Origin of the sequence: Candidatus Thiothrix putei, assembly GCA_029972225.1 — a bacterium.
GTDB classification, from domain to species: Bacteria; Pseudomonadota; Gammaproteobacteria; order Thiotrichales; family Thiotrichaceae; genus Thiothrix; species Thiothrix putei.
In genome coordinates this window covers 2,626,626-2,652,974 of sequence record CP124756.1, presented here as the reverse complement: position 1 = coordinate 2,652,974, position 26,349 = coordinate 2,626,626, and the positions used below count along the sequence as shown (strand labels likewise).

Sequence of the window (26,349 nt, the reverse complement as noted above, 5' to 3'; positions counted from 1 at the left end):
CATGATCAAACTTCCTGCTTTGCTGGCTGCTGTATTAATGGCAATGTCCTCGGCATTACACGCCGAAGAAAAACTCGTGGTGTACAACTGGGCAGAATATATCCCTGAAAGTACAGTTGCTGATTTTGAAAAGGAAACTGGCATCAAAGTCGAATATTCCACCTACGAAAATAACGAGGTGATGTATTCTAAAATCAAGCTGCAAAAGGGTAAGGGGTATGACATCGTTGTGCCTTCCTCCTATTTGGTGTCAAAAATGCGCCAAGAAGGTTTATTGCAGAAAATCGACAAAACCAAGCTCACGAACCTGAAAAACTTGTCGCCGGATTTGCTGGATAAGCCTTATGACCCCAGCAATGAATACAGCCTGCCGTATTTGTGGGGTAGCACAGGTATTGGCGTAAATAGCAAAGAAATTGACCCAAGTACGATCACTTCATGGGCAGATTTGTGGGATGAGAAGTGGCAGGGTAAGTTGCTGCTGACCGATGATGTGCGTGAAGTGTTTCACATGGCGCTGAAAAAGAACGGTTTTTCTACTAATTCCACTAACCCTGATGAAGTTAAGGTGGCTTATGAAGACTTGCAAAAGCTCATGCCGAATGTGTTGGTGTTTAATGCGGATGCGCCACGTGAGCCGTTTATGGCCGGTGATGTTAACCTTGGCATGATTTGGAGTGGTGAGGTAATTATGGCGCAGGCAGACAATCGCGATATCCATTACGTGTTTCCTAAAGAAGGTGCTGGTTTTTGGGTAGACAGTTTTGTGATTCCGGTTGGTGCGGAAAATGCGGCGAATGCGCACAAGTTCATCGACTACATGCTACGCCCTGAGGTTGGCCAAAAAGTGGTGGAAGAGTTGGGTTATAGCACGCCGAATGCTGCTGCTAAAGCCTTGCTGAGTGAGGAGCTGCAAAATAATCCGGTGATTTTCCCCACGGCTGAGGTCATGAAAACAGCCGAGTTCCAGAACGACATTGGTGATGCCATGAAGTTGTATGATGGGTACTGGGAAAAACTAAAGACAGGAAAGTGATTTTTCAAATAACCCTAATGAGTGCTTACTGACGTAGTTGTAAAGTATGGTGGTTTTTGGGAAAAAATATGACATCTGTAACGCATAGTGACACTGGATTGAATGTTGTTGAGACAGCAGCTATTGCTGGAAATGCTGATGCTCAGTACAAGTTGGGTCTTATGTATTTATTGGGTGAAGGTGTTGAAAGAGACTATACCCAAGCGTTGCAATGGTTCGACATGGCAGCTACTCAAGGATTAACCAAAGCACTGTATGGATTACTGCAACTTCCGTTGCAATGGTTCAGGTCTGCTGCAATCCAAGGCAATATGTTGGCTCAATACTATTTGGGGATGGTGTATTGCCCCAGTGAAAATGTGCAGCAGGATTACCCATTGGTAGCACTGCATCTGAAAGGATGGTATGGCTCCGATGAAGCGGTAGAACAGGATTATGCACAAGCACTGAAATGGTATTCCAAAGCTGCCGCTCAAGGGGAGGGACGTGCTCATCTAGCGCTTGGTTGGATGTATTTTCAAGGTAAAGGCGTAACGAAAGACCATGCTCAGGCGTTGCAATACTATGCCAATGCCGCTGCTCATGGGTGCATTGTTCAATGCGAATTGAATCTACTTGGAACTATCCAGCAAGCCGAAGCAGGGGATGTGACTGTTCAGTATTCATTGGGACTTCTGTATTACCAGGGTAAGTTCACGGAACGCAACCATGATCAGGCATTACACTGGTTTCAGAAAGCGGCGGAGCAAGGCCATGCTGACGCTCAGTTCAAAGTCGGGGAAATGCATTATCAGGGCAATGGGGTTACACAAAACACCACAAAAGCATTGCAATGGATCGAGAAAGCTGCAGCCCAAGGGAGTGCCGATGCCCAGTTTAGGTTGGGTATGATGTACCGTAAAGGTGAAGAGGTGCCACTGGATCATGTGCAGGCGTTACACTGGTTACTAAAGGCAGCCACTCAAGGGCACGACAAGGCTCAATATGAATTGTGGTGGCTATACCGCAGGGGTAAAAGTGTGGAAAAAAACTCTACACAAGCCTTGTACTGGCTCAAGCAAGCGGCTATTCAAGGGCATAGTCAGGCTCAAGAGACATTGGGAAGCATGTATCGCAGAGGTTGCGATGTGGAACAAGATTATGTACAAGCCTTATACTGGTTCTACCAAGAAGCAAACACATGGGCTAGTAACCCTGTTAGGGTTGCAGAAAATAATTTAGGGTTGTCAGTTGAAGACTATGTTGAACGTGGGCTTATAGATCAAGAAAATTCTTTTGTGCAGTATTATCTTGGATTACTAAATAGTGAGAATGGTGACGATGATAGTGCAGCACAATGGTATGCAAAGGCTGCTGCTCAAGGTTATGCGCAAGCTCAATCTGCATTAGGATGGTCATATTATCTAGGTGATGGTGTTGATCAAGATGACCAGCAGGCATTGCTGTGGTACGAGAGGGCTGCCGCCCAAGGAGTTATTGAGGAACCAGACACTCTGGATAAACTTAGGATTATCCAAGATGCTTTTGATGGGGATGCTGTCGCTCAGTATACATTGGGGTTGATGTATCACTTTGATTACGGGGATGTAAGGGGGGATGATGAACAGGCATTCGCATGGTTCGAAATAGCAGCAATGTAAGATCATGCCAAAGCGCAGTACGCAGCAGGCAGTTTTTATTATCACGAAAGGCATGATATTGACCAAGCACAACATTGGTTTAGACAAGCTGTTGCCAAGGGGGTTATTGCTGCCCAAAACATGCTAGATTGGTTTGATACCGCCCAGCAAATCCCAACAGATGCTCTTGCTGGGGATGTTGCTGCTCAATTTAAGCTTGGTTTGATGTACCGTACAGGGGACTATGTAGTGCAAGACTATGCACAGGCTCTGGAGTGGTTTGGTAAAGCGGCTACCCAAAAATACATTGCTGCCTACCGTGAGTTGGGGGAGATGTATTTCTCTGGTTATGGTGTGAAGGATGATAAGGGGTATGCGCTGCAATGGTTCCGTAAAGCTGCCCTCCGAGGGGATGTCGCAGCACAAGTTAAATTGGGAAAGATATACCGTGCTGACATGAACTACGCACAAGCGTTGTTCTGGTTGAAACAGGCCGCTGTTCAAAAAGATGCCGATGCTTTGTATACGTTGGGATGGATGTTTAATTGGGGCGAAGGCGTTAAATTGGATAAAGAGCAAGCATGGATGTGGTTTGAAAGAGCAGCAGCCCAAGGACACAAAGAAGCCCAACTCTCATGCGAAACCCGCCGCAAACAAATCACGGGCATGTCAGATCAAGAAAAGCATACGACATCATCATGATAAAGGCTAACTTTAGTTATCCAACGCTGCTAATTCTCAACCGCTTTAAACGCTGCATCCAGCGTTTGCCAAGTGTTCACGAAATGGCAAAATAAATCGGCTGTCTTTTCAGCATCATACACGGCTGAATGCGCACAATCTGCATCCCAGCCCATACCGGCTGCTTGTGCAAGACGAGCCAAAACTGTCTGTCCATACATTACCGCGCCTAATGAAACGGTATCCAACGTACTGAATGGGTGAAACGGGTTGCGGGTCGCTTTAATCCGGTCAGAAGCAGCATGAACAAAGTTCAAATCAAACGGTGCGTTATGCCCGACCAAAATGGCACGGTTGCAACGGTTAATCTTCACTTCTTTACGGATCACCTTGAAGAACTCCTCCATTGCTTTTGGCTCTGGGACTGCCATGCGCAATGGGCTAAACGGCTTGATACCATTCACTTCCAGCGATTTGGGATCCATATTGGCATTCGGGAAGGGTTCGATGTGCCAATTGAACGTGCGGTGGCGGGATAGCTCACCTTTTTCGTCGATGCGCAACACCACGGCTGCCAGTTCCAGCAACGCATCCTTGCGGCAATCAAAGCCACCTGTTTCTACGTCTACCACTACGGGGAGGAAGCCACGGAAACGTCCGGCAATGGGGATTATATCTATATCATCTGTCATAACGAGAGCTTAACGGAACTGATAGAAAATGCCTACAAAAGATTTAAGAAAATATTTAGTCTTCATAAGAATATGAAAAATAAACTTATATTTTTTATGTTATTTTTATCTTCAGAAATTCAGCATTTTGTGTTACGGTTCGTGTCCATCTGGATGCGTTACCATTTGGTGATTCAGGCTTACCGCTGGAAAAAAGAGGATAGACCATGCATAATTCCATGCAAGACATTGATTTACAAGAAACCAAAGAGTGGACTGAATCACTTGAAGCAGTCATCGAAGCAGAAGGTGTGGAACGTGCCCACTTCTTGCTAGAAGAGCTGATTGCGACCGCCCGTCATAATGGCGCGAATTTACCGTACTCTGCCAACACCGCTTATATCAATACCATTCCCCCGCATAAAGAAAGCCATACCCCCGGCAAACCCGCGATTGAAGCCCGTTTGCGCTCCTACATCCGCTGGAATGCGGCGGCGATGGTGGTACGCGCCAACCGCGAAAGCCCCGAATTGGGCGGGCATATTGCCACCTTCGCCTCCGCTGCGACGTTATACGATGTGGGCATGAACCATTTCTGGCACGCACCTTCTCCGCAACACGGCGGCGACTTGCTGTATATCCAAGGTCACGCAGCACCGGGTATGTACGCACGCTCCTTCCTCGAAGGGCGGTTTACTGAAGAAGACCTCGATGGTTTCCGTCAGGAAGTCGATGGTGGCGGTTTGTCATCGTATCCGCACCCTTGGTTGATGCCGGATTATTGGCAGTTCCCCACAGTTTCAATGGGTTTGGGGCCGATCAAGTCGATCTACCAAGCGCGTTTCATGAAATACCTGCAAGACCGCAAGTTGGCAGAAACCGCTAACCGTAAAGTCTGGGCATTCGTCGGTGACGGTGAAACCGATGAGCCGGAAACCCTCGGCGCGATTTCCCTCGGTGGACGCGAAAAACTCGATAACCTCGTGTGGGTCGTGAACTGCAACCTGCAACGCCTCGACGGCCCGGTACGCGGCAATGGCAAAATCGTGCAGGAACTCGAAGCGGTGTTCCGTGGCGCAGGCTGGAATGTCATCAAAGTGCTGTGGGGTTCGTATTGGGATCCACTCCTCGCTAAAGACAAAGACGGCTTACTCAAAGCCCGCATGATGGAAGCGGTCGATGGCGAATACCAAAACTACAAATCCAAAGACGGCAAATACGTGCGTGAAAACTTCTTCGGCAAATACCCTGAGCTGAAGGAAATGGTCGCCAAAATGAGCGACGCGGACATCTGGCGTTTAAACCGTGGCGGTCACGACCCGCACAAGGTTTACGCGGCTTACCACGCCGCCGTGAATCACACCGGGCAACCAACCGTTATCCTTGCGCATACCGTGAAAGGTTACGGCATGGGTTCAGCGGGCGAAGGCCAGAACCGTACCCACTCGCAGAAAAAGCTGAGTGGCGAGGAAATGATTGCCTACAAAAACCGCTTCAATATCCCGTTGAGTGATGCGGATGCGGCAGAAGCCAAATATTACCGCCCTGACCCGAACGGCGAAGAAATGCAGTACATGCTGGAACGCCGCAAAGCCTTGGGTGGTTTCCTGCCACAACGCCAAACCCACGCGACTCCGCTGAAAGTACCGGATATTTCGATTTTCCAACCGCTGCTGGAAAGCACCGGCGACCGCGAAATGTCCACCACAATGGTCTTCGTGCGCTTGCTGACTTTGTTGGCGCGTGACAAAAACATGGGTAAAAACGTCGTGCCTATCGTGCCGGATGAGGCGCGTACTTTCGGGATGGAAGGCATGTTCCGTCAGATGGGGATTTATTCCTCGGTCGGGCAATTGTACGAGCCGCAGGATAAAGATCAGGTCATGTTCTACAAAGAGGACAAGACTGGGCAGATCTTGGAAGAGGGCATTAACGAAGCAGGCGCATTCTCGTCATGGATTGCAGCAGCAACGGCGTACAGCACCCACGGGGTGAACATGGTGCCGTTTTACATTTACTACTCGATGTTTGGTTTCCAGCGCATTGGTGATTTGGCGTGGGCAGCGGGCGATTCGCGTGCTCGCGGCTTCCTGATTGGTGGCACGGCAGGGCGTACCACGCTGGCGGGCGAAGGCTTGCAGCATCAGGATGGGCATGGGCTGATTCAGGCGGGTTTGATTCCGAACTGCTTGTCTTATGACCCGACCTTCTCTTATGAGTTGGCGGTGATCGTGCAGAATGGTCTGAAACGCATGTATCAGGATCAGGAAGATGTGTATTACTACATCACTGCGATGAACGAAAATTACACGCATCCGGCTATGCCTGCTGGTGTCGAAGACGGCATTGTCAAAGGCATGTACTTGTTCAGTGGCGGCGGCAAAAAGCGCAAAAAAGTGCAACTGATGGGTTCCGGCACGATCTTGCGCGAAGTGATTGCCGCAGCCGAAATGCTCGACAAGGAATGGAGCGTGGATGCGAATGTGTGGAGCGTGACCAGTTTCAACGAACTGGCGCGAGAAGCACGTGATTGTGACCGCTGGAATATGTTGCACCCACTGGATGACGCGAAAGTACCGTATGTCACCCAAGCGATGAAAGGGCAACGTGGCCCCGCAATTGCTGCAACCGACTACATCCGCCAATACCCTGACCAGATTCGTGCATGGCTGCCGATGCCGTTCACGGTGCTGGGAACAGATGGTTTTGGGCGTAGCGATACCCGTGCGCAACTGCGTAAACATTTCGAGGTGAACCGTCATTACATCGTGATTGCCGCATTGAAAGCGTTGGTGGATGAAAAATCCCTGCCCGCCGCTGATCTGGTGAAAGCGATGGAAAAATACGGCATCAACCCTGAAAAACCTAACCCACGTCTGGCATAAGGAGCGCGATCATGGCAATCCAAGAAGTTTTAGTGCCAGACATTGGCAGCTTTAAAGATGTTGAAATCATTGAAGTATTGGTAAACGTTGGCGATACCATCGCGGTGGAAGACTCGTTGATCACGATTGAATCCGACAAATCGTCGATGGAAATTCCGTCGCCGGTAGCGGGGGTAATTAAAGAGCTGAAGGTGAAGGTGGGGGATCGGATTTCGGAAGGGAGTTTGATGGTGGTGGTGGAGGTGGCGGAAGCAGGTGTGGTTGCTGCTACACCAGCTCCCGTTATTGCCGCACCTGTTATAAAACCTGAAATCGTTGCACCTGCACACGTTGTTGCTGAACCTAAAGCCGCAGCACCCACACCTGTTTCCCCAAAACTCGACTTTAGCAAAGCTTACGCTACCCCATCCGTGCGCAAGTTTGCCCGCGAACTCGGTGCAGACTTGAACAAGGTCAAAGGCTCAGGCCGCAAAGGACGCATTACCCAAGATGACGTGAAAGGTTTCATCAAGGATGTGATGAGCTTTGGCGGGATGCCATCGGCGGCGGCTTCCGGCAATACCTTGGGCGTTGCACCCATGCCGGACATCGACTTCAGCCAATGGGGTGCAGTCGAAACCGTACCGTTGTCGCGCATCAATAAGCTGACCGGCGAGTTCTTGCATCGTAACTGGGTACACATTCCGCATGTGACGCAGTTTGATCAAGCGGACATCACCGATCTGGAAGCCTTCCGCAAGCAGTTGAATGAGGAAAATGCCAAGTCGGGGATGAAAATTACCCCACTGGTATTCATTATGAAAGCGGTGGTGGCTGGCTTGAAGGCTTACCCACGCTTCAATTCCTCGCTGGATGCAAAGGCTGAAAACCTGATCCGCAAAAGCTATTACAACATCGGGGTGGCGGTGGATACGCCGGATGGCTTGGTTGTGCCGGTGTTCCGTGATGTGGACAAAAAGTCGATCATGCAATTGTCCGAAGAGCTGAAAGAAATGTCGGCGAAGGCGCGTGACAAGAAGCTGAAACCGGCGGATATGCAGGGCGGTTGCTTCTCGATTTCCAGCCTAGGCGGGATTGGTGGCACGAAATTTACCCCGATTGTGAATGCGCCGGAAGTGGCGATTTTAGGGGTTTCCAAATCCGACATTCAGCCTGTGTGGAACGGTAAGGAATTTGCGCCGCGCTTAATGTTGCCGCTGTCGCTGTCGTATGACCATCGCGTGATTGATGGCGCAGATGGCGCACGTTTCACCACTTACCTTGCCAAAATGCTGGGTGATATTCGGAGGTTGCTGGTATGAGCAAGATTATCGAAGTCAAAGTCCCCGACATTGGCAGCTTCAAAGACGTTGAAATCATTGAAGTCTTGGTCGATGCTGGTTTCCAGATTGAGGTGGAAGATTCGCTGATTACCATTGAGTCTGATAAGTCGTCGATGGAAATTCCAAGTCCTGTTGCTGGTACGATTAAGCAGATGCTGGTGAAGGTGGGGGATCGGGTGTCGGAAGGGTCGGCGTTGCTGATGTTGGAGGTGGCGGAAGCGGAAGAATCCCCCCCATCCCAGCCTTCCCCCGCAGGGGGGGAAGGAGCAAGAGGCACTCCGTCCAATTCTTCTGTCTTGTCCCCTTCACCCCTTGCGGGGGAAGGGCTAGGGATGGGGGGAACAGGCGGAACGCCTGATCTCGAAACCGAACTCGTTGTCCTAGGCTCTGGCCCCGGCGGTTACACCGCTGCGTTCCGCGCCGCTGATCTTGGCAAAAAAGTGGTGCTGATCGAGCGTTACCCCAATATCGGGGGTGTATGCCTCAACGTCGGTTGCATCCCCTCCAAAGCGTTGTTACATACAGCGGAGGTGATTAATGAAGCGAAGGAATTTGCCAAGCATGGCGTGAAATTCGGCGAGCCGGACATCGACCTTGATGCCGTGCGGGCGCATAAAAGCGATGTGGTCGGCAAGTTGACGACGGGTCTGAAGGGGCTGGCGAAGCAGCGCAAAGTGCAAATCGTCCACGGCTACGGGCGTTTCACCTCGGCGCATACCATCGAAGTGGAAGCGGCGGATGGCAGCAAGCAGACGGTGAAGTTTGCGAATTGCATCATTGCTGCCGGTTCGCGGGTCACGAAATTGCCGTTTATTCCGTGGGATGATCCACGGGTGATGGATTCGACCGATGCGCTGGAATTGCCGGAAATCCCCAAGCGGATGCTGGTGGTTGGCGGCGGCATTATCGGCTTGGAAATGGCGACGGTTTACCACGCGCTGGGTGCAAAAATTACTGTGGTGGAACTTTCACCCGGACTGATGCCCGGTGCGGATCGTGACATCGTGAAGCCCTTGCACAACCAGATTAAGGGGATGTACGAAAACATTTACCTGAATACCAAAGTCACTGCGATTACGCCGACGGCAGAGGGTTTGGTGTGTGCGTTTGAGGGCAAGGGTGCGCCTGCGACAGATACGTTTGACCGGGTGTTGGTGGCAATTGGGCGTTCGCCGAATGGGGGGTTGATTGACGCGGGTAAGGCGGGGGTGTTTGCGGATACACGCGGCTTTATTCCGGTGGATAATCAGATGCGTACCAACGTGCCGCACATTTTTGCGATTGGTGACATTGTGGGGCAGCCGATGCTGGCGCACAAAGCCACGCACGAAGGCAAAGTCGCGGCGGAAGTGATTGCAGGGCATAAAGCCTATTTCGATGCGAAAACCATTCCGTCGGTTGCCTACACCAGCCCGGAAGTGGCGTGGATGGGCAAGACCGAAGAGCAGTGCCAAGCGGAAGGGATTGCGTATGAAAAAGGCGCGTTCCCCTGGGCGGCGAGTGGGCGGGCGTTGTCGATGGATGCCAGCAACGGCATGACCAAAGTGCTGTTTGATAAGGCAACCGGGCAACTGATTGGCGCGGGCATTGCGGGCAAGAATGCCGGTGAGCTGATTGCCGAGGCGGTACTGGCGTTGGAAATGGGGGCGGATGCGCATGACATCGGCTTGACGATCCACCCGCATCCGACGCTTTCCGAGACGCTGAACTTTGCGGCGGAAGTGGCTGAGGGGACTTGCACGGATATTTACGCGCCGAAGAAGTGACCCCTCATCCTTGCAAAAGTTTGACTTCTCACGTTAAGTGAGAAACCGGTTGGCGGCTCGCGTGAACAACGAGCCGCTTTTTTTTGTTAGTTGCTGTTTATGTCTGAATCAAAAAATAACTTGCCTTCCTTGCTGAGTTCGCTATAATCTGCCTCCTTCGACGACAGGCGTATAGCTCAGTTGGTTAGAGCACCACCTTGACATGGTGGGGGTCGTTGGTTCGAGTCCAATTACGCCTACCAATTATACATAACGATTATAACCAAGTGACCCCTCGTATAGGCCACCACTGGAGTACAATATGCCTATTATTACTCTCCCTGACGCAAGTCAACGTTCTTACGATGCTCCCATTTCTGTACTTGCCGTTGCTGCCGATATCGGTGCAGGTTTGGCTAAAGCTACGCTTGCGGGCAAAGTAAACGATCAATTGGTTGATGCCAGCTATGTCATTGATCACGATGTTTCCCTGAGTATCATTACTGCGAAAGATGCTGAAGGTTTGGATATTATCCGCCATTCTGCCGCGCATTTGATGGCTCAAGCGGTCAAACAATTATTCCCTGAAGTACAAGTTACCATCGGCCCCACGGTCGAAAATGGCTTTTACTACGATTTTGCCTCCCCACGCCCTTTCACGCCCGAAGATTTACAGGCGATTGATGCGCGGATGCAAGATTTAATCAAGCAAGACATCCCCGTTGAGCGCAGCACTCTGTCACGCGATGAAGCCGTGAGCTTCTTCCTGAACATGGGCGAAAAATACAAAGCGGAAATTATCGAAAGCATTCCCGCCGACCAAACGCTGTCGCTCTACCGTCAAGGCGATTTTATCGACTTGTGTCGTGGCCCCCATGTTCCTAGCACGGGCAAAATCCCCTCTGTCAAAGTGATGAAAGTGGCAGGTGCTTACTGGCGCGGCAATTCCAACAACGAAATGCTGCAACGCATTTACGGCACGGCATGGGCAAACAAAAAAGAGCTGCAAGCCTACCTGACGATGTTGGAAGAGGCTGAAAAGCGTGATCACCGTAAACTCGGTCGCCAATTCGACTTGTTCCATTTCGACGAACAAGCCCCCGGTGCAGTCTTCTGGCATCCCAAAGGCTGGACAGTGTTCCAAGCCTTGATTGGTTACATGCGTCAGCGCCAGCAACGTGCCGGTTATGTTGAAGTGAATACCCCCGATGTCATGGATCGCAGTCTGTGGGAAACCTCCGGTCACTGGTTTAATTACCGTGACAATATGTTCACCACCACGACTGAAGATGAGCGCGTGTTTGCCCTGAAACCCATGAACTGCCCCGGCGGTATGTTGATGTTTTCACAGGGTTTGAAAAGCTACCGTGACCTGCCATTGCGGATGGCGGAATTCGGTAAAGTACACCGCTACGAACCGTCCGGCGCATTACATGGCCTGATGCGTGTGCGTCACTTCACTCAGGACGATGCGCATATCTTCTGTACCGAAGACCAGATGGCGCAGGAGTGCAAGGACGTGGTGGCGTTGGTGCTCGACATTTACAAAGAATTTGGCTTTGAAAATGTGCACATTAAACTCTCGACTCGCCCAGAAAACCGCATTGGTTCGGATGAAAGTTGGGATTTGCTGGAACACGCCCTCGGCAATGCACTCGATAGCATGAATTTGCCGTATACGCTGTTCCCCGGCGAAGGTGCATTTTACGGCCCTAAACTGGAATTCGTGTTGCGTGATGCTATCGGTCGTGATTGGCAGTGCGGCACTTTGCAAGTGGATATGAGCTTGCCAGAACGTTTTGACCTGACTTACGTGGCGGAAGACAATACCCGCAAACGTCCGGTCATGTTGCACCGTGCGCTGTTCGGTTCATTGGAACGCTTCACCGGCATTCTGATTGAGCATTACGAAGGGCGTTTCCCACTTTGGTTAGCACCAACGCAAGCTGTCCTGATGAATATCACGGACAAACAAGCCGATTTCGTGCAAGATGCTACCAAGCAATTGCTTGATGCGGGTATTCGCGCCGTATCAGACTTGAGAAATGAAAAAATTGGCTTTAAAATCCGTGAACACACGATGCAACGTGTCCCCTACCTATTGGTAGTCGGAGACCGCGAAGTGGAAACACAATCTGTAGCCATGCGCACCCGTTCCGGTAAAGACTTAGGAACTTTCCCCTTGGCGGAAGTTTTGCAACGTCTGAACGCGGAAATTGCTGCACGTCGCTTATCACTATCTGAGGATTAAACTTATCGCTCTCGAAAAAGAACACCGTATTAATGACGATATTAACGTTCCGAAAATTCGTCTGATTGATGCGGAAGGTGAAAATCAAGGTGTTGTCTCCCTGCGGGACGCGCTGGAAATGGCTTACGACGCCGAACTCGATCTGGTGGAAATCGTACCCAATGCGAAGCCGCCGGTTTGCCGCATTATGGATTACGGCAAATTCCGTTTCGATGAAAGCAAAAAAGCCGCTATAGCCCGCAAAAACCAGAAACAAGTGCAGGTCAAAGAAATCAAGATGCGTCCGGCAACGGACGAAGGCGATTACCAGATCAAACTGCGCAAACTGAAAGAGTTTCTGGAAGAGGGTGATAAGGTTAAAGTCACCCTGCGCTTTAAAGGCCGTGAAATGGCTCATAAAGAACTGGGGATGGATGTCCTTAAGCGCGTTGAGAAAGAACTGGAAGAAGTCGCCGTTGTGGAACAATTCCCACGTCTGGAAGGCCGCCAAATGGTCATGATGCTCGGCGCGAAAAAGAAACCGGCAGCTTAAATGCCGGAACACCATCCTGTTAAGGCAAGGCACTCTTGCAGGATGTTTTATCTACCTGATCGAAAAGGAGACCAAGATGCCTAAAATGAAAAGTAGCCGTGCTGCGGCTAAGCGTTTCAAGAAGAGCGGAAGTGGCTTGTTTAAACGCAAGCAGTCACACCTGCGTCATATCTTGACCAAGAAATCCACCAAGCGTAAGCGTCATTTGCGTTCAGGCGACAACTTCGTTGTTGCAGCCGATCATGGCAATGTGCAAAAAATGCTGCCCTACGCATAATCAGGAGGATTTAAAACATGGCAAGAGTTAAACGTGGTGTAACGGCACATGCCCGTCACAAGAAAATCCTCAAGCTGGCTAAAGGTTACTACGGTGCCAGAAGCCGGGTCTACCGGGTTGCGCATCAAGCAGTCATCAAGGCTGGTCAATACGCATTCCGCGACCGTCGTCAGAAAAAACGCCAGTTCCGCGCTTTGTGGATCGTGCGTATTAATGCCGGTGCACGTATGTTCGGTCTGTCTTACAGCCGCATGATGAATGGTTTGAAGAAAGCTAACATTAGCCTTGACCGTAAGGTTCTGGCTGATTTGGCTGTTCACGACATCACTGCGTTTGGTGCAGTCGCAGAGAAGGCAAAAGCTGCCCTGGCTGCTTAAGCTGCATTAAGATGCGCTGAAAAATACCCGTAAATGGGTGAGCAAGGCGGGGGAAGGTTGTTGCCTCTCCCCGCCTTTTGCTTTCTAATTCTCCCAAATACCGATAACCCCATACATTAAGGAAATCGTCGTGCAAAGTTTGCTGGAACTGATGGGCGAAGCCCACGAGCAGATTTCGCAAGCCGTCAGCCTCGCCGCGTTGGATCAGGTGCGTGTGCAGTATCTAGGCAAGACAGGTTTGTTGACTGAGCAACTCAAGCAATTGGGCAAGTTACCGCATGAAGCGCGTAAAACAGCGGGTGCGGAAATCAATACCGCCAAGCAAGCCTTGACCATTGCAATTGAAGACCGCAAGCAAAGCCTGCAAGCTGAAGCCTTGAGTGCACGTTTGCAAGCGGAAAAGGTCGATGTCACTTTACCGGGGCGGCGCATGGATACCGGTAGCCTGCACCCTGTTACCCAGACTATTCAACGCATTAGCGAGATCTTCGCACAGTTGGGTTTCAGTTTGGCAGAAGGCCCTGAGATTGAAGACGATTTTCACAATTTTACCGCCTTGAATATCCCGGAATCGCATCCGGCGCGTGCCATGCACGACACATTTTATATGGATAGCGGCTTGCTGCTGCGTACCCATACCTCCTCCGTGCAAGTGCGTCACATGGAAAATAACCCGCCACCGCTGCGTATCATTTCGCCGGGTCGGGTGTACCGTTGTGATTCGGACATGACCCACAGCCCGATGTTCCACCAAGTGGAAGGTTTGATGGTGGATGAAGATGTCACTTTCGCGGATTTGAAAGGCATTCTCGAAGCCTTCTTTAAAGCTTTCTTTGAAGTGGATGAATTGCCGACGCGCTTCCGCGCCACGTTCTTCCCGTTTACTGAGCCATCCGCTGAAACCGATATTCAGTGCGTGCATTGCGGCGGTGACGGTTGCCGCGTGTGCAAAGGCACGGGTTGGCTGGAAGTCATGGGCTGCGGCATGGTGCATCCGAACGTATTGAAAAACGTCGGCATCGACAGCGAAAAATACACCGGCTTCGCGTTTGGTTTCGGGGTCGAGCGTTTGGCGATGTTGCGCTACCAAATCAATGATTTGCGCGTGATGTTTGATAACGACGTGCGTTTCTTGAAACAGTTTAGCTAAGCGGAGTAACCTTATGAAAGTCAGTGAAAAATGGCTGCGTGAGTGGATTGATACCCCGCTGGCGCTGGATGTAATTGCCGACAAACTCACTATGTCCGGCTGCGAAGTGGAAGCGCGTGATGCGGTAGCCACCGCCTTCACCAATATTGTGGTGGGTCACGTTGTCGAGCGTGAAAAACACCCCGATGCGGATAAACTCAGCGTCTGCAAAGTTGATAACGGTCGTGGCGAAATTCTGCAAATCGTTTGTGGTGCGGGCAATGTACGTGCAGGGATTAAAGTACCATTGGCGTTGATTGGCGCGGTATTGCCACTACCCGATGGTGCAGATTTAAAGATCAAAAAAGGCAAGCTGCGTGGTGTGGAATCGTTCGGCATGTTGTGTTCATCGACCGAATTGGGCATGTCTGACAAATCCGACGGCTTGCTGGAATTGCCGGATGATGCGCCCGTGGGCATGGACATCCGCGAGTATTTGAAACTCGATGACGAAGTAATTGAGCTGGCAATTACCGCAAACCGTGGCGATTGCATGAGCATGATCGGTGTGGCACGCGAAACTGCCTTGGTGATGGATGTGCCACTGAATGTGCCGGAAATCCCTGCGCAAACTGTTCAGCATACTGATACATTTCCGGTTGAATTATCAGCGACGGATGCTTGCCCGCGTTATGTCGGGCGGATCATTCGCAATATCAACCCGCGAGCCGCCACGCCGATTTGGATGCAGGAAAAACTGCGTCGTGCGGGTGTGCGCAGTATTTCTGCTACGGTTGACGTAACCAATTACGTGTTGCTGGAACTCGGTCAACCAATGCACGCCTTTGACCTCGACACGCTACACGGCGGTATTGTGGTACGTTACGCGAATGCAGGCGAAACCCTGAAGTTGTTGGATGGGCAAACCGCGCCATTGCGTAACGACACGCTGGTGATTGCTGACGCCGCGCAGCCGGTGGCGATAGCGGGCATTATGGGTGGGGAACCAACGTCAGTGACGGATGCTACCCGCCATGTGTTTCTGGAAAGTGCGCATTTCCGCCCTGCTAAAATTATGGGTAAGGCGCGTAGCTACGGTTTGCAAACCGATTCTTCGGCGCGTTTTGAGCGTGGTGTTGACCCCGATATGCCGGTTAAGGCAATGGAGCGGGCAACACAATTGATCGTGAGCATTTGCGGTGGCGAAGTCGGGACGTTGGTGGATACGGTAGCTGATGCCAGTGTATTGCAATGCAAAACGATTTTGTTGCGTCCTGAACGTATCCGCCGCGTGTTGGGGATAATGCTGGATGCTGCAACGGTTGAAGGTGTGTTGGCACGTTTGAATTGTGCGTTCACGTCCGTCGATGCAGGTTGGCAAGTGCAAGCGCCGTTGGCACGTTTTGATTTAAACATCGAAGAAGATTTGATCGAAGAGCTGGCAAGGGTACGGGGTTACGATTCGATTCCAGCCGAATTGCGCCCGCGTGCGCCGCGTATTACCCAGCCGAGTGAAACAACGGTTAGACGGGAAAATTTGCGTTACACACTGGTGGCGCGTGGGTATCAGGAAGCGGTTACTTTCAGCTTTGTTGACCCGAAAATGGAGAAAATCTTAGCGCCTGCGACCGATAGTATTGCGTTAGCGAACCCGATTTCTGCCGATTTAGGTGTGATGCGTAGTACTTTGTGGTCGGGTTTATTGCGTGCTGTAACTTATAATGTAAATCGTCAGCAAAGTCGGGTACGTTTGTTCGAGATTGGTCCCGCGTTTGAACAAAGCGAAGATGGCAAGCCTGTGCAAAAAAACATGCTATCGGGAGTGTTAACCGGAAATCTTTACCCAGAACAGTGGGGACAGGTGAACCGATCTGTCGATTTTTACGACTTGAAAGGGGATGTGGAAACATTGCTGGAGCAAGTTACCGGAACACGCTTCCATTTTGCACCTGTGGCTCATGCGGCATTGCACTCCGGTCAATCTGCCCAAATTATGACAGATACTGCTGTCGTGGGGTGGATGGGGATGTTACACCCGCAATTGGAGGAAAACTTGGGGCTTGGGCAACCTATTTATCTCTTTGAGTTGGATATGGGTGTGTTGATGCAGCGCACTTTGCCAAAGTATCAAGCAGTTTCCAAATTCCCAGCCATTCGCCGTGATCTGGCCTTGTTGGTTCGGGAAGATACATTAGCGGTAGCTTTGGAAAATGCAGTGAAAAAAGCGGCGATTCCGCAATTAATGTCCTATTATTTATTCGACATTTATGCGGGAAAAGGTATACCAGAAGGTCAAAAAAGCGTTGCTTTAAGCTTGATTTTACAGGACTTTTCACGCACTCTTGAGGATGCGGAAATTAATCGAATCATCGATGCAGTAGTTGCTTCGCTTCAGGAAAATGTCGGGGCAGTATTGCGTTAAGCAGGGAGAAAGTGCATGACAATAACATTAACTAAAGCAGACATGGTTGAACACCTGTTTGATGAGTTGGGTTTGAATAAGCGTGAAGCCAAGGATTTGGTGGAGATGTTTTTTGAAGAAATCCGTGATGCGTTGGAAACAGGTAGTCATGTGAAGTTATCGGGTTTTGGTAATTTTATGTTGCGTGACAAAACACAACGTCCGGGACGCAATCCGAAAACTGGGGAAGAAATTCCGGTAACAGCACGGCGTGTAGTGACTTTCCGTCCAGGGCAGAAGCTCAAGCAGCGAGTAGAGGAATATGGAAGTAGCGGCGCTTAGCGGTCAATTACCACCTATTCCGGGCAAGCGTTATTTCACGATTGGTGAAGTAAGTGACTTGTGTGGGGTAAAAACGCATGTACTGCGTTATTGGGAAGGGGAGTTTCCTTCTCTCAAGCCGATGAAGCGACGTGGCAACCGCCGTTATTACCAGCGCGAAGACGTTTTATTAATTCGCCAAATTCGTACTTTATTGTATGAGCAAGGTTATACGATCAGCGGTGCACGCCAGAAATTATTGGAGGAGGCGCACACGCCACCACCGCCGTCACAACCGCTGGAGCCAATTGTTGTGAATGGCAATGATATTGCACCGTTGGTGGAGGAGTTGGAGCGTATTCTGTTTCTCCTTAAATACTGATTTTAGCTTGAGCTTATCCAACTATTACGGTAAGCTCACATCCCTTCAAGTCGGGGCGTAGCGCAGCCTGGTAGCGCACCACACTGGGGGTGTGGGGGTCGTAGGTTCAAATCCTATCGTCCCGACCAATACATTGATTCATGCTGTATCATGATGACTCAAAAGCCCTTACAGGCTGCAATCTGTAAGGGCTTTTTTGTTGGGACATAAGCAAAAGCCAAACCGGACGGCAAGGACAACCCCATATAAAACGGGTAGAAATAAAGTAGTGGGTAAAATGGCGTAACGCCTTGAAAAAATTGGTGCCCGGAGCCGGACTCGAACCGGCACGCTGTTACCAGCGAGAGATTTTAAGTCTCTTGTGTCTACCGATTTCACCATCCGGGCAGGGAGGAGTAAGGTAGGGCGCTAATCTTACACAACTCTGGTTCTCGCTTCCAGCACTTGTTTTAAATAATTTGTCTAGAAACGCTATACTGTTTGTCATTATCGGTTTTAACGGAAAAAAACGTATCATGCGACACTGGATAGCCGCTCTGTTGGGCATAAGCCTCGTTTGTAGTACGCCTGCGCAAGCAGCGTGTACCGCTCCCAACTTCAACACTTGGTTGATTGCTTTTAAAGAGGATGCGATAGCTTCGGGGTTAAAGCCTGCTTTGCTGGAGAGTATCTTAGGTAAGTTACAACCGGATGCTGCCGTGATCCAACGGGATCGGTCGCAGCAAGTGTTTGCACAAGATTTCCTGACCTTTGCCACGAAAAAAGTGAATGACAATCGTTTGGGGCTGGGGAAAGCCAACCTAAAAAAGCACGCTGCTTTATTTAAACGCATTGAGCAAACCTATGCTGTACCAGCACCTGTTCTGACCGCATTATGGGGGCTGGAAACGGATTTTGGCGCAGTTACCGGTGATTTTTTCACCTTACGTTCCTTGTTGACGTTGGCGCACGATTGTCGCCGCCCGGAGATGTTTCGTATCGAGTTGCTCAGTGCCTTGCAATTGGTGCAAAAAGGTGATTTGACGCCTGCTAAAATGCGTGGTGCTTGGGCGGGTGAAATCGGGCAATTACAATTTCTGGCATCCCGCTACGACCAATATGCGGTCGATTTTAATAATGATGGACACCGTGACTTGATCCATACCAGCGCTGATGCACTGGCTTCGGGGGCGAATATGCTGAAGTCCAGCGGTTGGCGAAGTGGTGAGCCTTGGTTGCAAGAAGTGAAAGTACCTGCCAACATGGATTGGTCGTTAGCACGTTTGAATAACAAATTGCCCTTAGAAGACTGGGCAACCCAAGGGGTGAGCGATGCGGATGGTAGTCCGCTCAGTGGCAGTGGTACAGCAGCGTTATTGTTGCCGATGGGTAGAAATGGCCCCGCTTTCCTCGCGTATCCCAATTTTGATGTTTTTTTGCAATGGAACGAGTCTACGGTATATTCCTTGACCGCCGCGTATTTTGCAACGCGCTTAGCCGGTGTGCCTGCGATGCGTAAAGGCAATGCGCCTGTTGCTGTGTTATCTACGACGCAAACCAAAGCGTTACAAGCGAAGTTACAAGCGCAAGGAATGAGCATTTCCAAAGTGGACGGCATTATTGGTGAAGAAACCCGTCAAGCTGTGCGCCAAGCCCAGCAAAAACTGGGGCTACCGGTGGATGGCTACCCTGATCCTGAATTGCTGGCACGTTTATAATGCAGTAACATTACCCACCGCAAAAAGAGTAACAGGTACGGCAACTCATCATGCTTGCCTAATTTATGGATCATACAACACGGTTGGTTTCATTAGTGGATATACAACTTTCACAGCGCGTTGGGCGTGTTAAACCTTCGCCTACACTGGCTATTACTGCATTAGCCGCTCAACTTAAAGCATCAGGCCGCGACATTATTGGTTTGGGGGCAGGTGAGCCTGATTTTGATACCCCTGAGCACATTAAGCAAGCCGGTATTGAAGCGATCCAAAAAGGTGAAACCCGTTATACCGCCGTGGACGGTACACCTGCTTTGAAACAAGCCATTATTCGTAAATTTAAGCGTGATAATGGTTTGGATTTTACCCCCAAACAAATTTTGGTATCGTGTGGTGGTAAGCAAAGTTTCTATAACTTGTGTCAAGCCATGTTAAATGCGGGCGATGAAGTGATTATTCCAGCGCCTTACTGGGTTTCTTATCCCGATATGGTGTTGTTAGCGGATGCGGTTCCCGTCATCGTTGCAGCCGGTCAGCGCGAACACTTCAAGTTATCCGCTGCCAAGTTGGAGGCGGCAATTACCCCGAAAACACGTCTGTTTGTGATTAATAGCCCCTCGAATCCCACGGGTGTTGCTTACACGTTGGAAGAGTTAGCAGCTTTGGGGGAAGTCTTACGTCGTCACCCTCAGGTGTTGATTGCAACAGATGATATGTATGAGCATGTGCTGTTTGAAGGTAGAAAGTTCGTCAATATTTTGGATGCGTGCCCGGATTTATATGCACGTACCATCGTGCTGAACGGTGTTTCCAAAGCCTATTCCATGACCGGTTGGCGGATTGGTTATGCTGGCGGCCCTGAAAAGCTGATTCAGGCGATGAATATCATTCAGTCACAAAGTACCTCCAATCCGACCTCTATTTCACAATATGCGGCAGTGGTAGCCTTGGATGGCGATCAAAGCTTTATTCAAACCATGGTAAGTGCGTTTGAACAGCGTCATGCCTTTGTATTGAAAGCCTTTAATGCGATGGAGGGGGTGGAGTGTTTACCCGCTGATGGCACGTTCTACAGCTTCCCTAATGTCGAGGGCATGATCAAGCGTTTGGGTTTGGAAAATGACGCTGCACTGGCTAGTTATTTATTGGATAAAACCGGGGTGGCGGTCGTGCCGGGTTCCGCTTTCGGCTTAGAAGGGCATATCCGTATCTCATTTGCCACCAGTATGGCGAACTTAGAAAATGCCTTAGGTCGTATCGCTTCAGTTTAATGGAAATACGGGCGGGATAATCAGTCCTGCCCATATCCCTGTATTATTGCTTTGAGTATACAGGGTAGTGCGTTTCAAAATGGGTAAGCACTAATTCCTGCAATACAATGAATTCATTATGTTGCAATAAATCCCGGTAAAGTTTTTCCCCTAGTAATGTGCGCAGTTTTTCGTACAAATCAGGTAGCACTATGTGGGTGTCAGCAGCTTCCTGAGAAATGGGGTAGTTTTTCAAACTCGCATCGACTGGCGATGCTATGAGTAGTGTAACGGCTACCAACAAGGCGATCACACAGTTGTTCTGACTTAGCATATACATTCCTCTATCTGTGTCCTAACAAATTCCTCAAGAGCATAGGCTTATTATTGTTCGCATGGCTCTGGAGGGCTGTGAGCAGGTTCACACTTATAGAGTTTTTTTATATTTTTTCAGAAAAAAGATTGACTTTATGTTAGTCGCGGTAACGTAGCACTAAATCAGCATAGGCATCAATGCGACGATCACGTAAATATGGCCACCAGCGCCGCACTTGTTCGGTTCTGTCTAAATCTACCGTCACGACCAGTTCTGTTACGCTGCTGGTATCTGCTTGGGCGAGTAGTTCACCCTGCCAGCCGACGATCATGCTGGAACCCCAAAATTGACTGCCTGCGGTTTGCCCGCTAGGGTCACTTTCAAAGCCGATCCGATTGGCACTGAGCACGGGAATATTGTTAGCCACGGCATGGGAACGTTGAATGGTTATCCACGCATCACGCTGGCGTGCTTTTTCTTCTGCGGTATCCTGCGGATTCCAGCCGATGGCAGTTGGGTAGAGCAACAGTTCTGCACCGGCTAAGGCCATCAAGCGGGCAGCTTCGGGATACCACTGATCCCAACACACCAACACACCTAGGGTTGCTAGACTGGTTTTAATGGGTGTGAAACCTAGGTCGCCGGGTGTAAAGTAGAATTTCTCGTAATAACCTGGATCGTCGGGGATATGCATCTTACGGTATTTGCCTGCAATACTACCATCAGTATCTAGAACTACCGCTGTGTTGTGATACAGACCGACGGCACGTTTTTCAAATAATGAACAGACTATCACAATACTGAGTTCAGCAGCGAGTTCAGCCAAGGTGTTAGTGCTAGGGCCGGGAATGGTTTCTGCCAAATCAAAGTAATCCGTATCTTCCACCTGACAGAAATACAAACCGGTGTGCAGCTCTTGCAACATCACCAATTGCGCACCTTGTGCGGCAGCACGGCGAATACCCGCGATGCTGTGTTCCAGATTGGTGTGGTAATCGGCAGTGTTGCCATGTTGGACAATAGCAACGGTTAGGTTACGGCTCATCGGCTTATGACCTCGTGGGGAATTTGCATGGTGATACAGTGAAGGCTGCCATTTTGGGCAATCAGGGCGCGGCAATCAATCGGAATGATTTCATGTTGCGGGAAAGCTGCTTGCATTTGCTCGATGGCTACAGGGTCGAAACATTCATCGGCATAAACGGGCAGTAACACGGCTCCGTTGATAATCAAGAAGTTGACGTAACTGGCTGGCAAGCGTCTCCCATCTTCATAAATGGCGGCTGGCAACGGAATGGGAAACAGGCGATACGGTTTGCCATTGGCTTGGCGTAACGTCAGGAGTTCTTTTTCCATGGCAAGTAAGGGTTTGTAATGCGAATCGGTGGGATCCGTACAACTCATGTAAACAATGCTGTGTGGGTCAGCAAAGCGTGCCAAGGTGTCGATGTGTGCGTCAGTGTCATCGCCTTCTAAGTGACCGTGTGCTAACCATAGGATACGCGAAACACCTAGGGCTTTGCGCAATTCCGTTTCGATAGTCGCTTTGTCGAGTGTGGGGTTGCGGTTGGGGTTGAGCAGGCAAATTTCAGTGGTTAGCAAGGTACCTTGCCCGTCGGTTTCGAGACTACCACCTTCCATGACCAAGCTGTGTGTTTCGAGTGTGTTGCTATCAAGCAATGGGTGCTTGACTAAGCGTTGGTTGATCGCATTGTCTTGCGATGCGCTGAATTTTCCACCCCACGCATTGAAAGTAAAATCCAGCAACACCGGTTGACCATTATGCAACACCGTGATAAAGCCAAAGTCTCGTGCCCAAGTATCATCATAGGGTATTGTGACAAACTGCACACGTTGCGGGTGGTAGGGCAGTGTGCTTAACACGGATTGAATGTGTGTTTGGTGAGGGAGATCATGACACAGCAATAGCACGTTTTCACGTTGGCTGATAGCGCTGACGATTTCGGCATAACAGGTCTCTGCTGAGGCTAGATTGTCTGCCCAGTCGGTATCGGGGTGTGGCCAGGCCAGCAACACGCCCCATTGTGGATGCCATTCGGCAAGAAAATCACGGTTTTCCATCAGATTGGTCACATCGTCAGCTAACAAAGCGGCGATTATACAAAGCTGCTTGGCTGAGAGCGACTGTTATTCTAAGGAATGCTCGGTGAGTGTTTTCCCCCTATTTGCTTGTAGCTATTTACCTAAAGCGCTACAAAGGTGGGACAATACTTGTATTGAATCATTATTAAGGATTACATCGTCATGATTAAGCAACTTTTCGGGTTAGTGTTGAGCTTTTTCAGTGCTGCTTCTGTGTTGGCTGAACCTGTAGCTGGCCCGGCAACCGATAATGGGTGTCCGGCAGCGTTAAATTTTACTTTGCGTGAATTGGGTTCTGAGAAGCGTGTTAACTTGTGTGAAGCATACAAAGGCAAAGTGGTGTTGATGGTCAATACGGCAAGTAAATGCGGTTTCACCCCACAGTTTGACGGTTTGGAGAAGTTGTACAGTGATTATAAAGACCGTGGTTTAGTGGTATTAGGGTTTCCTTCCAATGATTTTGCTGGGCAAGACCCCGGTTCAGAAAAAGAGATCAAAGATTTTTGTGAGTTAACTTACGGGGTTAAATTCCCGATGTTTGAGAAAACCCAAGTGCTCAAAGATAACGCTTCGCCGCTTTACAAAGTGTTGGGGGAAATGGCGGGTGAACACCCAAGCTGGAACTTTCATAAATACGTGCTGAATACCAAGGGTGAGCTTATCGGTAGTTTTTCCAGCTTTGTTACCCCGCAAAGTGATAAGCTGGTGAAGTTAATTGAAGCGAACTTGCCATAATGCAGCATGACGAGAAAATAAAAATTGGGATCAGCAGTTGCCTGTTAGGGCAAGCCGTCCGTTTTGATGGTGGGCATAAACGTGATGGTTATATTACTGGCACGTTAGGGCTGTACTTTGACTTTGTACCCTTGTGCCCGGAGGTTGGCGCAGGTTTGGGTGTTCCCCGCCCTACCATGCACCTGGTTCGTAAGGATGGGAGATTACGCGCAGTCAATGTTAAAGACGCCAGCATTGACCATACCGAAGCCTTGGAGCATTACTTTAATCAGGTGCAGACCCCCTTACAGGTGGTGAGTGGTTATATTTTGAAAAAGAACTCCCCCAGTTGTGGAATGGAACGGGTCAAAGTGTATTCTGTGTTAAAACACAATGTACCCCCCGAACGCGATGGGGTTGGGATTTTTGCACATGCCTTGAGGGAGCAATTCCCCTTATTGCCTATCGAAGAGGAAGGGCGCTTGTGTGACCCTGTGTTGCGGGAAAATTTTATCCAGCGTGTCTTTATTTACCACCGTTGGCAACAGTTACAGGTAGCAGGTTTAAAGCCGGGTGATTTGGTTGATTTCCATGCTGACCATAAATATATCCTGATGGCACATGATCAAGACATTGCCCGTGAATTGGGGCAAATGGTTGCCCAAGTCGGGGCAGTGACAGACTTTTCCGTGTTAGCCACTCACTACTTACGCTTATTAATGACCGCTTTGGAAAAACGGGTGACACGTGGGCAACATGCCAATGTGCTGATGCACTTGATGGGGTATCTGAAAGGTGGCATTGATGCGGCGGATCGGCAGGAAATGCTGGATACGATTCACCAATACCGTCATGGCTATTTACCGTTAGTTGTGCCGATTACGTTGTTGAAGCATCATTTTCGGCGGCATCCGCAACCGTATATTGAGCGCCAGCATTACTTGAACCCGCATCCGCGTGAATTGATGCTTAGGAACCAGTTGTAAGCATTTCCGCCGCTAACGCCCGTGTCGCGGGCGTGATTTCCATGCCGCCGATCATTCGTGCCACTTCTTCCACCCGTTGTGTTGGTGTCAGATGCACAATGCCCGTGCTGGTGTGTTCCGCACTTTTGAGCTTAGTCACCTTGTAATGCTGGTGTGCTTGCGAGGCGACTTGCGGTAAGTGTGTCACACACAGCACTTGGCGGTTTGTGCCGAGGGTACGGAGTTGTTTGCCGACGACCTCAGCGATACCGCCACCGATACCGGTATCGACTTCATCGAAAATCAGTGCAGGTAAGGTAACTTTCTGTGCCGCAATCATCTGAATCGCCAGACTGATGCGCGACAGTTCACCGCCGGATGCAACTTTCATCAGCGGTTTTAGTGGTTGGCCGGGGTTGGCGCTGACGGTGAAGTCGATACTGTCCATGCCGGTTGCCTGAAACGTGTTGGCGGAATCATGAGCAACTTGAATGGCAAATTCGCCGCCTTGCATTCCCAGTTGTTGCATGGCGAGCGAAACACCCGCAGAGAGTTGTTGGGCGGCTTGCTGACGGGCTTGACTGAGTAAGCTGGCTTGTTCCCGGTAGCTTGCAGTCGCCGCTTGTAACTGTTGTTCCAGCGCATTGAGGTCGTAATCGCCGCCGCCGAGTTGTTCCAGTTCTTGTTGAATGCTGGCTAAACGAACGGGGAGTTCATACGGTTCGGTGCGATATTTACGGGCAAGGCTGCGAATGTCGGCAATACGGTTTTCCACCCATTGCAGCCGTGCAGGGTCGAGATCAAGACCCTCGGCGTAATCCCGCAATTGCGAGGCCGCTTCTTGTACTTGAATCTGGGCGCTGGTGAGTAATTCCAGTGAAGGCTCTAGTTGAGCATCCACCCGTACTTGCTGGCTGAGGTCATGGATCAGGCGACCCAAGGCTGAATATAGCGACGGTTCGTCGTCGTAGAGTTGTGCGTAACCCTGTGCGGCTGTCGCCCGGAGTTGTTCGGCATTGGCGAGGCGGTTGAGTTCTTCGTCAAGTTGCTCGGTTTCATCAGGTTGCAATGCCAGGGTTTCGAGTTCTTGTGATTGGAAGCGGAGCAGGTCGATACGCTCTTGATGCTGTTGGTTTTGACTGCTTAACAGGGTGACGCGCTCATGCAGTTTTTTCCATGCTGACCAAGCACGGCGGGTGTTATCGAGTAGCGTCTCGTTAGCTGCGAAAGCATCCAACATTTGGCGTTGCGCGTCTTTTTTCATCAGTGACTGGTGTTCGTGCTGACCGTGGATGTCGACCAATTGTTCGCCCAGTTCGCGCAATTGTGTCAGGTTAGCGGGAGAACCGTTGATCCATGCCCGTGATTTGCCTTGTGCGGAAATGACGCGGCGGAGGATGCAGGTGTCGTCTGTACCTTCCATGCCTTGTGCTTCTAACCATACACGGGCGGAAGGTGTTTGGGTAATGTCGACGCTCAGGGTGATTTCAGCTTTGTCTGCACCGTGCCGTACCGTGCTGCTATCGGCTTTGTCGCCCAGCACTAAACCGATGGCATCCAGCAGGATGGATTTTCCCGCACCCGTTTCGCCCGTTAATGCGGTCATGCCGGGGTGCAGTTCCAGTTCCAGTGTGTCGATAATCGCAAAATCGCGGATGTGGATATGTGTCAGCAT

23 protein-coding genes and 3 tRNA genes are annotated in these 26,349 nt (G+C 50.1%); 20 read left to right on the top strand and 6 right to left on the bottom strand.

Annotated elements, in window-relative coordinates; translation table 11 throughout:
• Nucleotide 1: 1 nt before the first annotated feature.
• The 3 genes from QJT81_13630 (at nucleotide 2) to QJT81_13620 (ending at nucleotide 3,357) form a co-directional block, all read left to right on the top strand.
• Nucleotides 2–1,036 (top strand): extracellular solute-binding protein, encoded by a 1,035-nt coding sequence (locus QJT81_13630; protein WGZ92871.1) that lies wholly within the window; start codon nucleotides 2–4, stop codon nucleotides 1,034–1,036.
• A gap of 68 nt (nucleotides 1,037–1,104) precedes the next feature.
• The gene (locus QJT81_13625; protein ID WGZ92870.1) at nucleotides 1,105–2,676 is read left to right on the top strand and encodes an SEL1-like repeat protein; all 1,572 of its coding nucleotides are present in this window, start codon (nucleotides 1,105–1,107) and stop codon (nucleotides 2,674–2,676) included.
• A gap of 120 nt (nucleotides 2,677–2,796) precedes the next feature.
• Nucleotides 2,797–3,357, top strand: coding sequence for a tetratricopeptide repeat protein (locus tag QJT81_13620; GenBank protein ID WGZ92869.1), 561 nt, complete (start codon nucleotides 2,797–2,799; stop codon nucleotides 3,355–3,357).
• Between the two features lie 29 nt (nucleotides 3,358–3,386).
• On the opposite strand, the gene rnt is transcribed toward QJT81_13620, so the two are convergent.
• The gene (rnt, locus tag QJT81_13615) at nucleotides 3,387–4,028 is read right to left on the bottom strand and encodes a ribonuclease T (GenBank protein ID WGZ92868.1); all 642 of its coding nucleotides are present in this window, start codon (nucleotides 4,026–4,028) and stop codon (nucleotides 3,387–3,389) included.
• 206 nt (nucleotides 4,029–4,234) lie between these two features.
• On the opposite strand from rnt, the gene aceE reads away from it, so the two are divergent.
• From aceE to QJT81_13550, 13 genes are all read left to right on the top strand, one after another.
• Nucleotides 4,235–6,892, top strand: coding sequence for a pyruvate dehydrogenase (acetyl-transferring), homodimeric type (gene aceE / locus QJT81_13610; GenBank protein ID WGZ92867.1), 2,658 nt, complete (start codon nucleotides 4,235–4,237; stop codon nucleotides 6,890–6,892).
• An 11-nt stretch (nucleotides 6,893–6,903) separates the two neighbouring features.
• The gene (gene aceF, locus QJT81_13605) at nucleotides 6,904–8,193 is read left to right on the top strand and encodes a dihydrolipoyllysine-residue acetyltransferase (protein ID WGZ92866.1); all 1,290 of its coding nucleotides are present in this window, start codon (nucleotides 6,904–6,906) and stop codon (nucleotides 8,191–8,193) included.
• Nucleotides 8,190–9,980 (top strand): dihydrolipoyl dehydrogenase, encoded by a 1,791-nt coding sequence (lpdA, locus tag QJT81_13600; protein ID WGZ92865.1) that lies wholly within the window; start codon nucleotides 8,190–8,192, stop codon nucleotides 9,978–9,980. The genes aceF and lpdA overlap by 4 nt, the downstream gene beginning before the upstream one ends.
• 165 nt (nucleotides 9,981–10,145) lie before the next feature.
• Nucleotides 10,146–10,222: transfer RNA gene (locus tag QJT81_13595), tRNA-Val, on the top strand.
• A gap of 59 nt (nucleotides 10,223–10,281) precedes the next feature.
• Nucleotides 10,282–12,210, top strand: a complete 1,929-nt coding sequence (thrS, locus tag QJT81_13590; GenBank protein WGZ92864.1) for a threonine--tRNA ligase — start codon at nucleotides 10,282–10,284, stop codon at nucleotides 12,208–12,210.
• Entirely contained in the window at nucleotides 12,176–12,742 is a 567-nt protein-coding gene (infC, locus tag QJT81_13585) for a translation initiation factor IF-3 (GenBank protein ID WGZ92863.1), read from the top strand. Before thrS ends, infC begins: the two co-directional genes overlap by 35 nt.
• A gap of 76 nt (nucleotides 12,743–12,818) precedes the next feature.
• Nucleotides 12,819–13,019, top strand: a complete 201-nt coding sequence (gene rpmI / locus QJT81_13580; GenBank protein ID WGZ92862.1) for a 50S ribosomal protein L35 — start codon at nucleotides 12,819–12,821, stop codon at nucleotides 13,017–13,019.
• Between the two features lie 17 nt (nucleotides 13,020–13,036).
• The gene (rplT, locus tag QJT81_13575; GenBank protein ID WGZ92861.1) at nucleotides 13,037–13,396 is read left to right on the top strand and encodes a 50S ribosomal protein L20; all 360 of its coding nucleotides are present in this window, start codon (nucleotides 13,037–13,039) and stop codon (nucleotides 13,394–13,396) included.
• A 130-nt stretch (nucleotides 13,397–13,526) separates the two neighbouring features.
• Nucleotides 13,527–14,546, top strand: coding sequence for a phenylalanine--tRNA ligase subunit alpha (gene pheS, locus QJT81_13570; protein WGZ92860.1), 1,020 nt, complete (start codon nucleotides 13,527–13,529; stop codon nucleotides 14,544–14,546).
• Between the two features lie 13 nt (nucleotides 14,547–14,559).
• Entirely contained in the window at nucleotides 14,560–16,947 is a 2,388-nt protein-coding gene (gene pheT / locus QJT81_13565; GenBank protein WGZ92859.1) for a phenylalanine--tRNA ligase subunit beta, read from the top strand.
• A 15-nt stretch (nucleotides 16,948–16,962) separates the two neighbouring features.
• Nucleotides 16,963–17,268: an integration host factor subunit alpha gene (gene ihfA / locus QJT81_13560; protein ID WGZ92858.1), complete on the top strand. Its 306-nt coding sequence runs from the start codon at nucleotides 16,963–16,965 to the stop codon at nucleotides 17,266–17,268.
• Nucleotides 17,249–17,629 (top strand): MerR family transcriptional regulator, encoded by a 381-nt coding sequence (locus QJT81_13555; protein ID WGZ92857.1) that lies wholly within the window; start codon nucleotides 17,249–17,251, stop codon nucleotides 17,627–17,629. Before ihfA ends, QJT81_13555 begins: the two co-directional genes overlap by 20 nt.
• A 51-nt stretch (nucleotides 17,630–17,680) precedes the next feature.
• Nucleotides 17,681–17,757, top strand: a tRNA-Pro gene (locus QJT81_13550).
• A 172-nt stretch (nucleotides 17,758–17,929) separates the two neighbouring features.
• On the opposite strand, the gene QJT81_13545 is transcribed toward QJT81_13550, so the two are convergent.
• Nucleotides 17,930–18,016: transfer RNA gene (locus QJT81_13545), tRNA-Leu, on the bottom strand.
• A gap of 128 nt (nucleotides 18,017–18,144) precedes the next feature.
• Here QJT81_13545 and QJT81_13540 point away from each other — a divergent pair.
• Both QJT81_13540 and QJT81_13535 read left to right on the top strand, forming a co-directional pair.
• The gene (locus QJT81_13540) at nucleotides 18,145–19,326 is read left to right on the top strand and encodes a lytic murein transglycosylase (protein WGZ92856.1); all 1,182 of its coding nucleotides are present in this window, start codon (nucleotides 18,145–18,147) and stop codon (nucleotides 19,324–19,326) included.
• Nucleotides 19,327–19,421: 95 nt separating this feature from the next.
• On the top strand, nucleotides 19,422–20,597 hold the full coding sequence (locus QJT81_13535; GenBank protein ID WGZ96491.1) for a pyridoxal phosphate-dependent aminotransferase: 1,176 nt from the start codon (nucleotides 19,422–19,424) through the stop codon (nucleotides 20,595–20,597).
• Between the two features lie 43 nt (nucleotides 20,598–20,640).
• Here the strand turns inward: QJT81_13535 and QJT81_13530 are convergent, their stop codons facing one another.
• The 3 genes from QJT81_13530 to QJT81_13520 all read right to left on the bottom strand — a co-directional run bounded on the left by QJT81_13530 (nucleotide 20,641) and on the right by QJT81_13520 (nucleotide 23,001).
• Entirely contained in the window at nucleotides 20,641–20,910 is a 270-nt protein-coding gene (locus tag QJT81_13530) for a hypothetical protein (protein WGZ92855.1), read from the bottom strand.
• A 139-nt stretch (nucleotides 20,911–21,049) separates the two neighbouring features.
• On the bottom strand, nucleotides 21,050–21,937 hold the full coding sequence (locus QJT81_13525; GenBank protein WGZ92854.1) for a carbon-nitrogen hydrolase: 888 nt from the start codon (nucleotides 21,935–21,937) through the stop codon (nucleotides 21,050–21,052).
• Nucleotides 21,934–23,001 carry an agmatine deiminase family protein gene (locus QJT81_13520; GenBank protein WGZ92853.1) on the bottom strand — a complete coding sequence of 356 codons (1,068 nt, stop codon included), beginning with the start codon at nucleotides 22,999–23,001 and terminating at the stop codon, nucleotides 21,934–21,936. Before QJT81_13520 ends, QJT81_13525 begins: the two co-directional genes overlap by 4 nt.
• 156 nt (nucleotides 23,002–23,157) lie before the next feature.
• Here QJT81_13520 and QJT81_13515 point away from each other — a divergent pair, with 156 nt between their 5' ends.
• Nucleotides 23,158–23,730, top strand: a complete 573-nt coding sequence (locus tag QJT81_13515) for a glutathione peroxidase (GenBank protein ID WGZ92852.1) — start codon at nucleotides 23,158–23,160, stop codon at nucleotides 23,728–23,730.
• Nucleotides 23,730–24,695, top strand: coding sequence for a DUF523 and DUF1722 domain-containing protein (locus QJT81_13510; GenBank protein ID WGZ92851.1), 966 nt, complete (start codon nucleotides 23,730–23,732; stop codon nucleotides 24,693–24,695). The genes QJT81_13515 and QJT81_13510 overlap by 1 nt, the downstream gene beginning before the upstream one ends.
• Here QJT81_13510 and recN read toward each other — a convergent pair.
• Nucleotides 24,679–26,349, bottom strand: a complete 1,671-nt coding sequence (recN, locus tag QJT81_13505) for a DNA repair protein RecN (protein ID WGZ92850.1) — start codon at nucleotides 26,347–26,349, stop codon at nucleotides 24,679–24,681. The genes QJT81_13510 and recN overlap by 17 nt on opposite strands.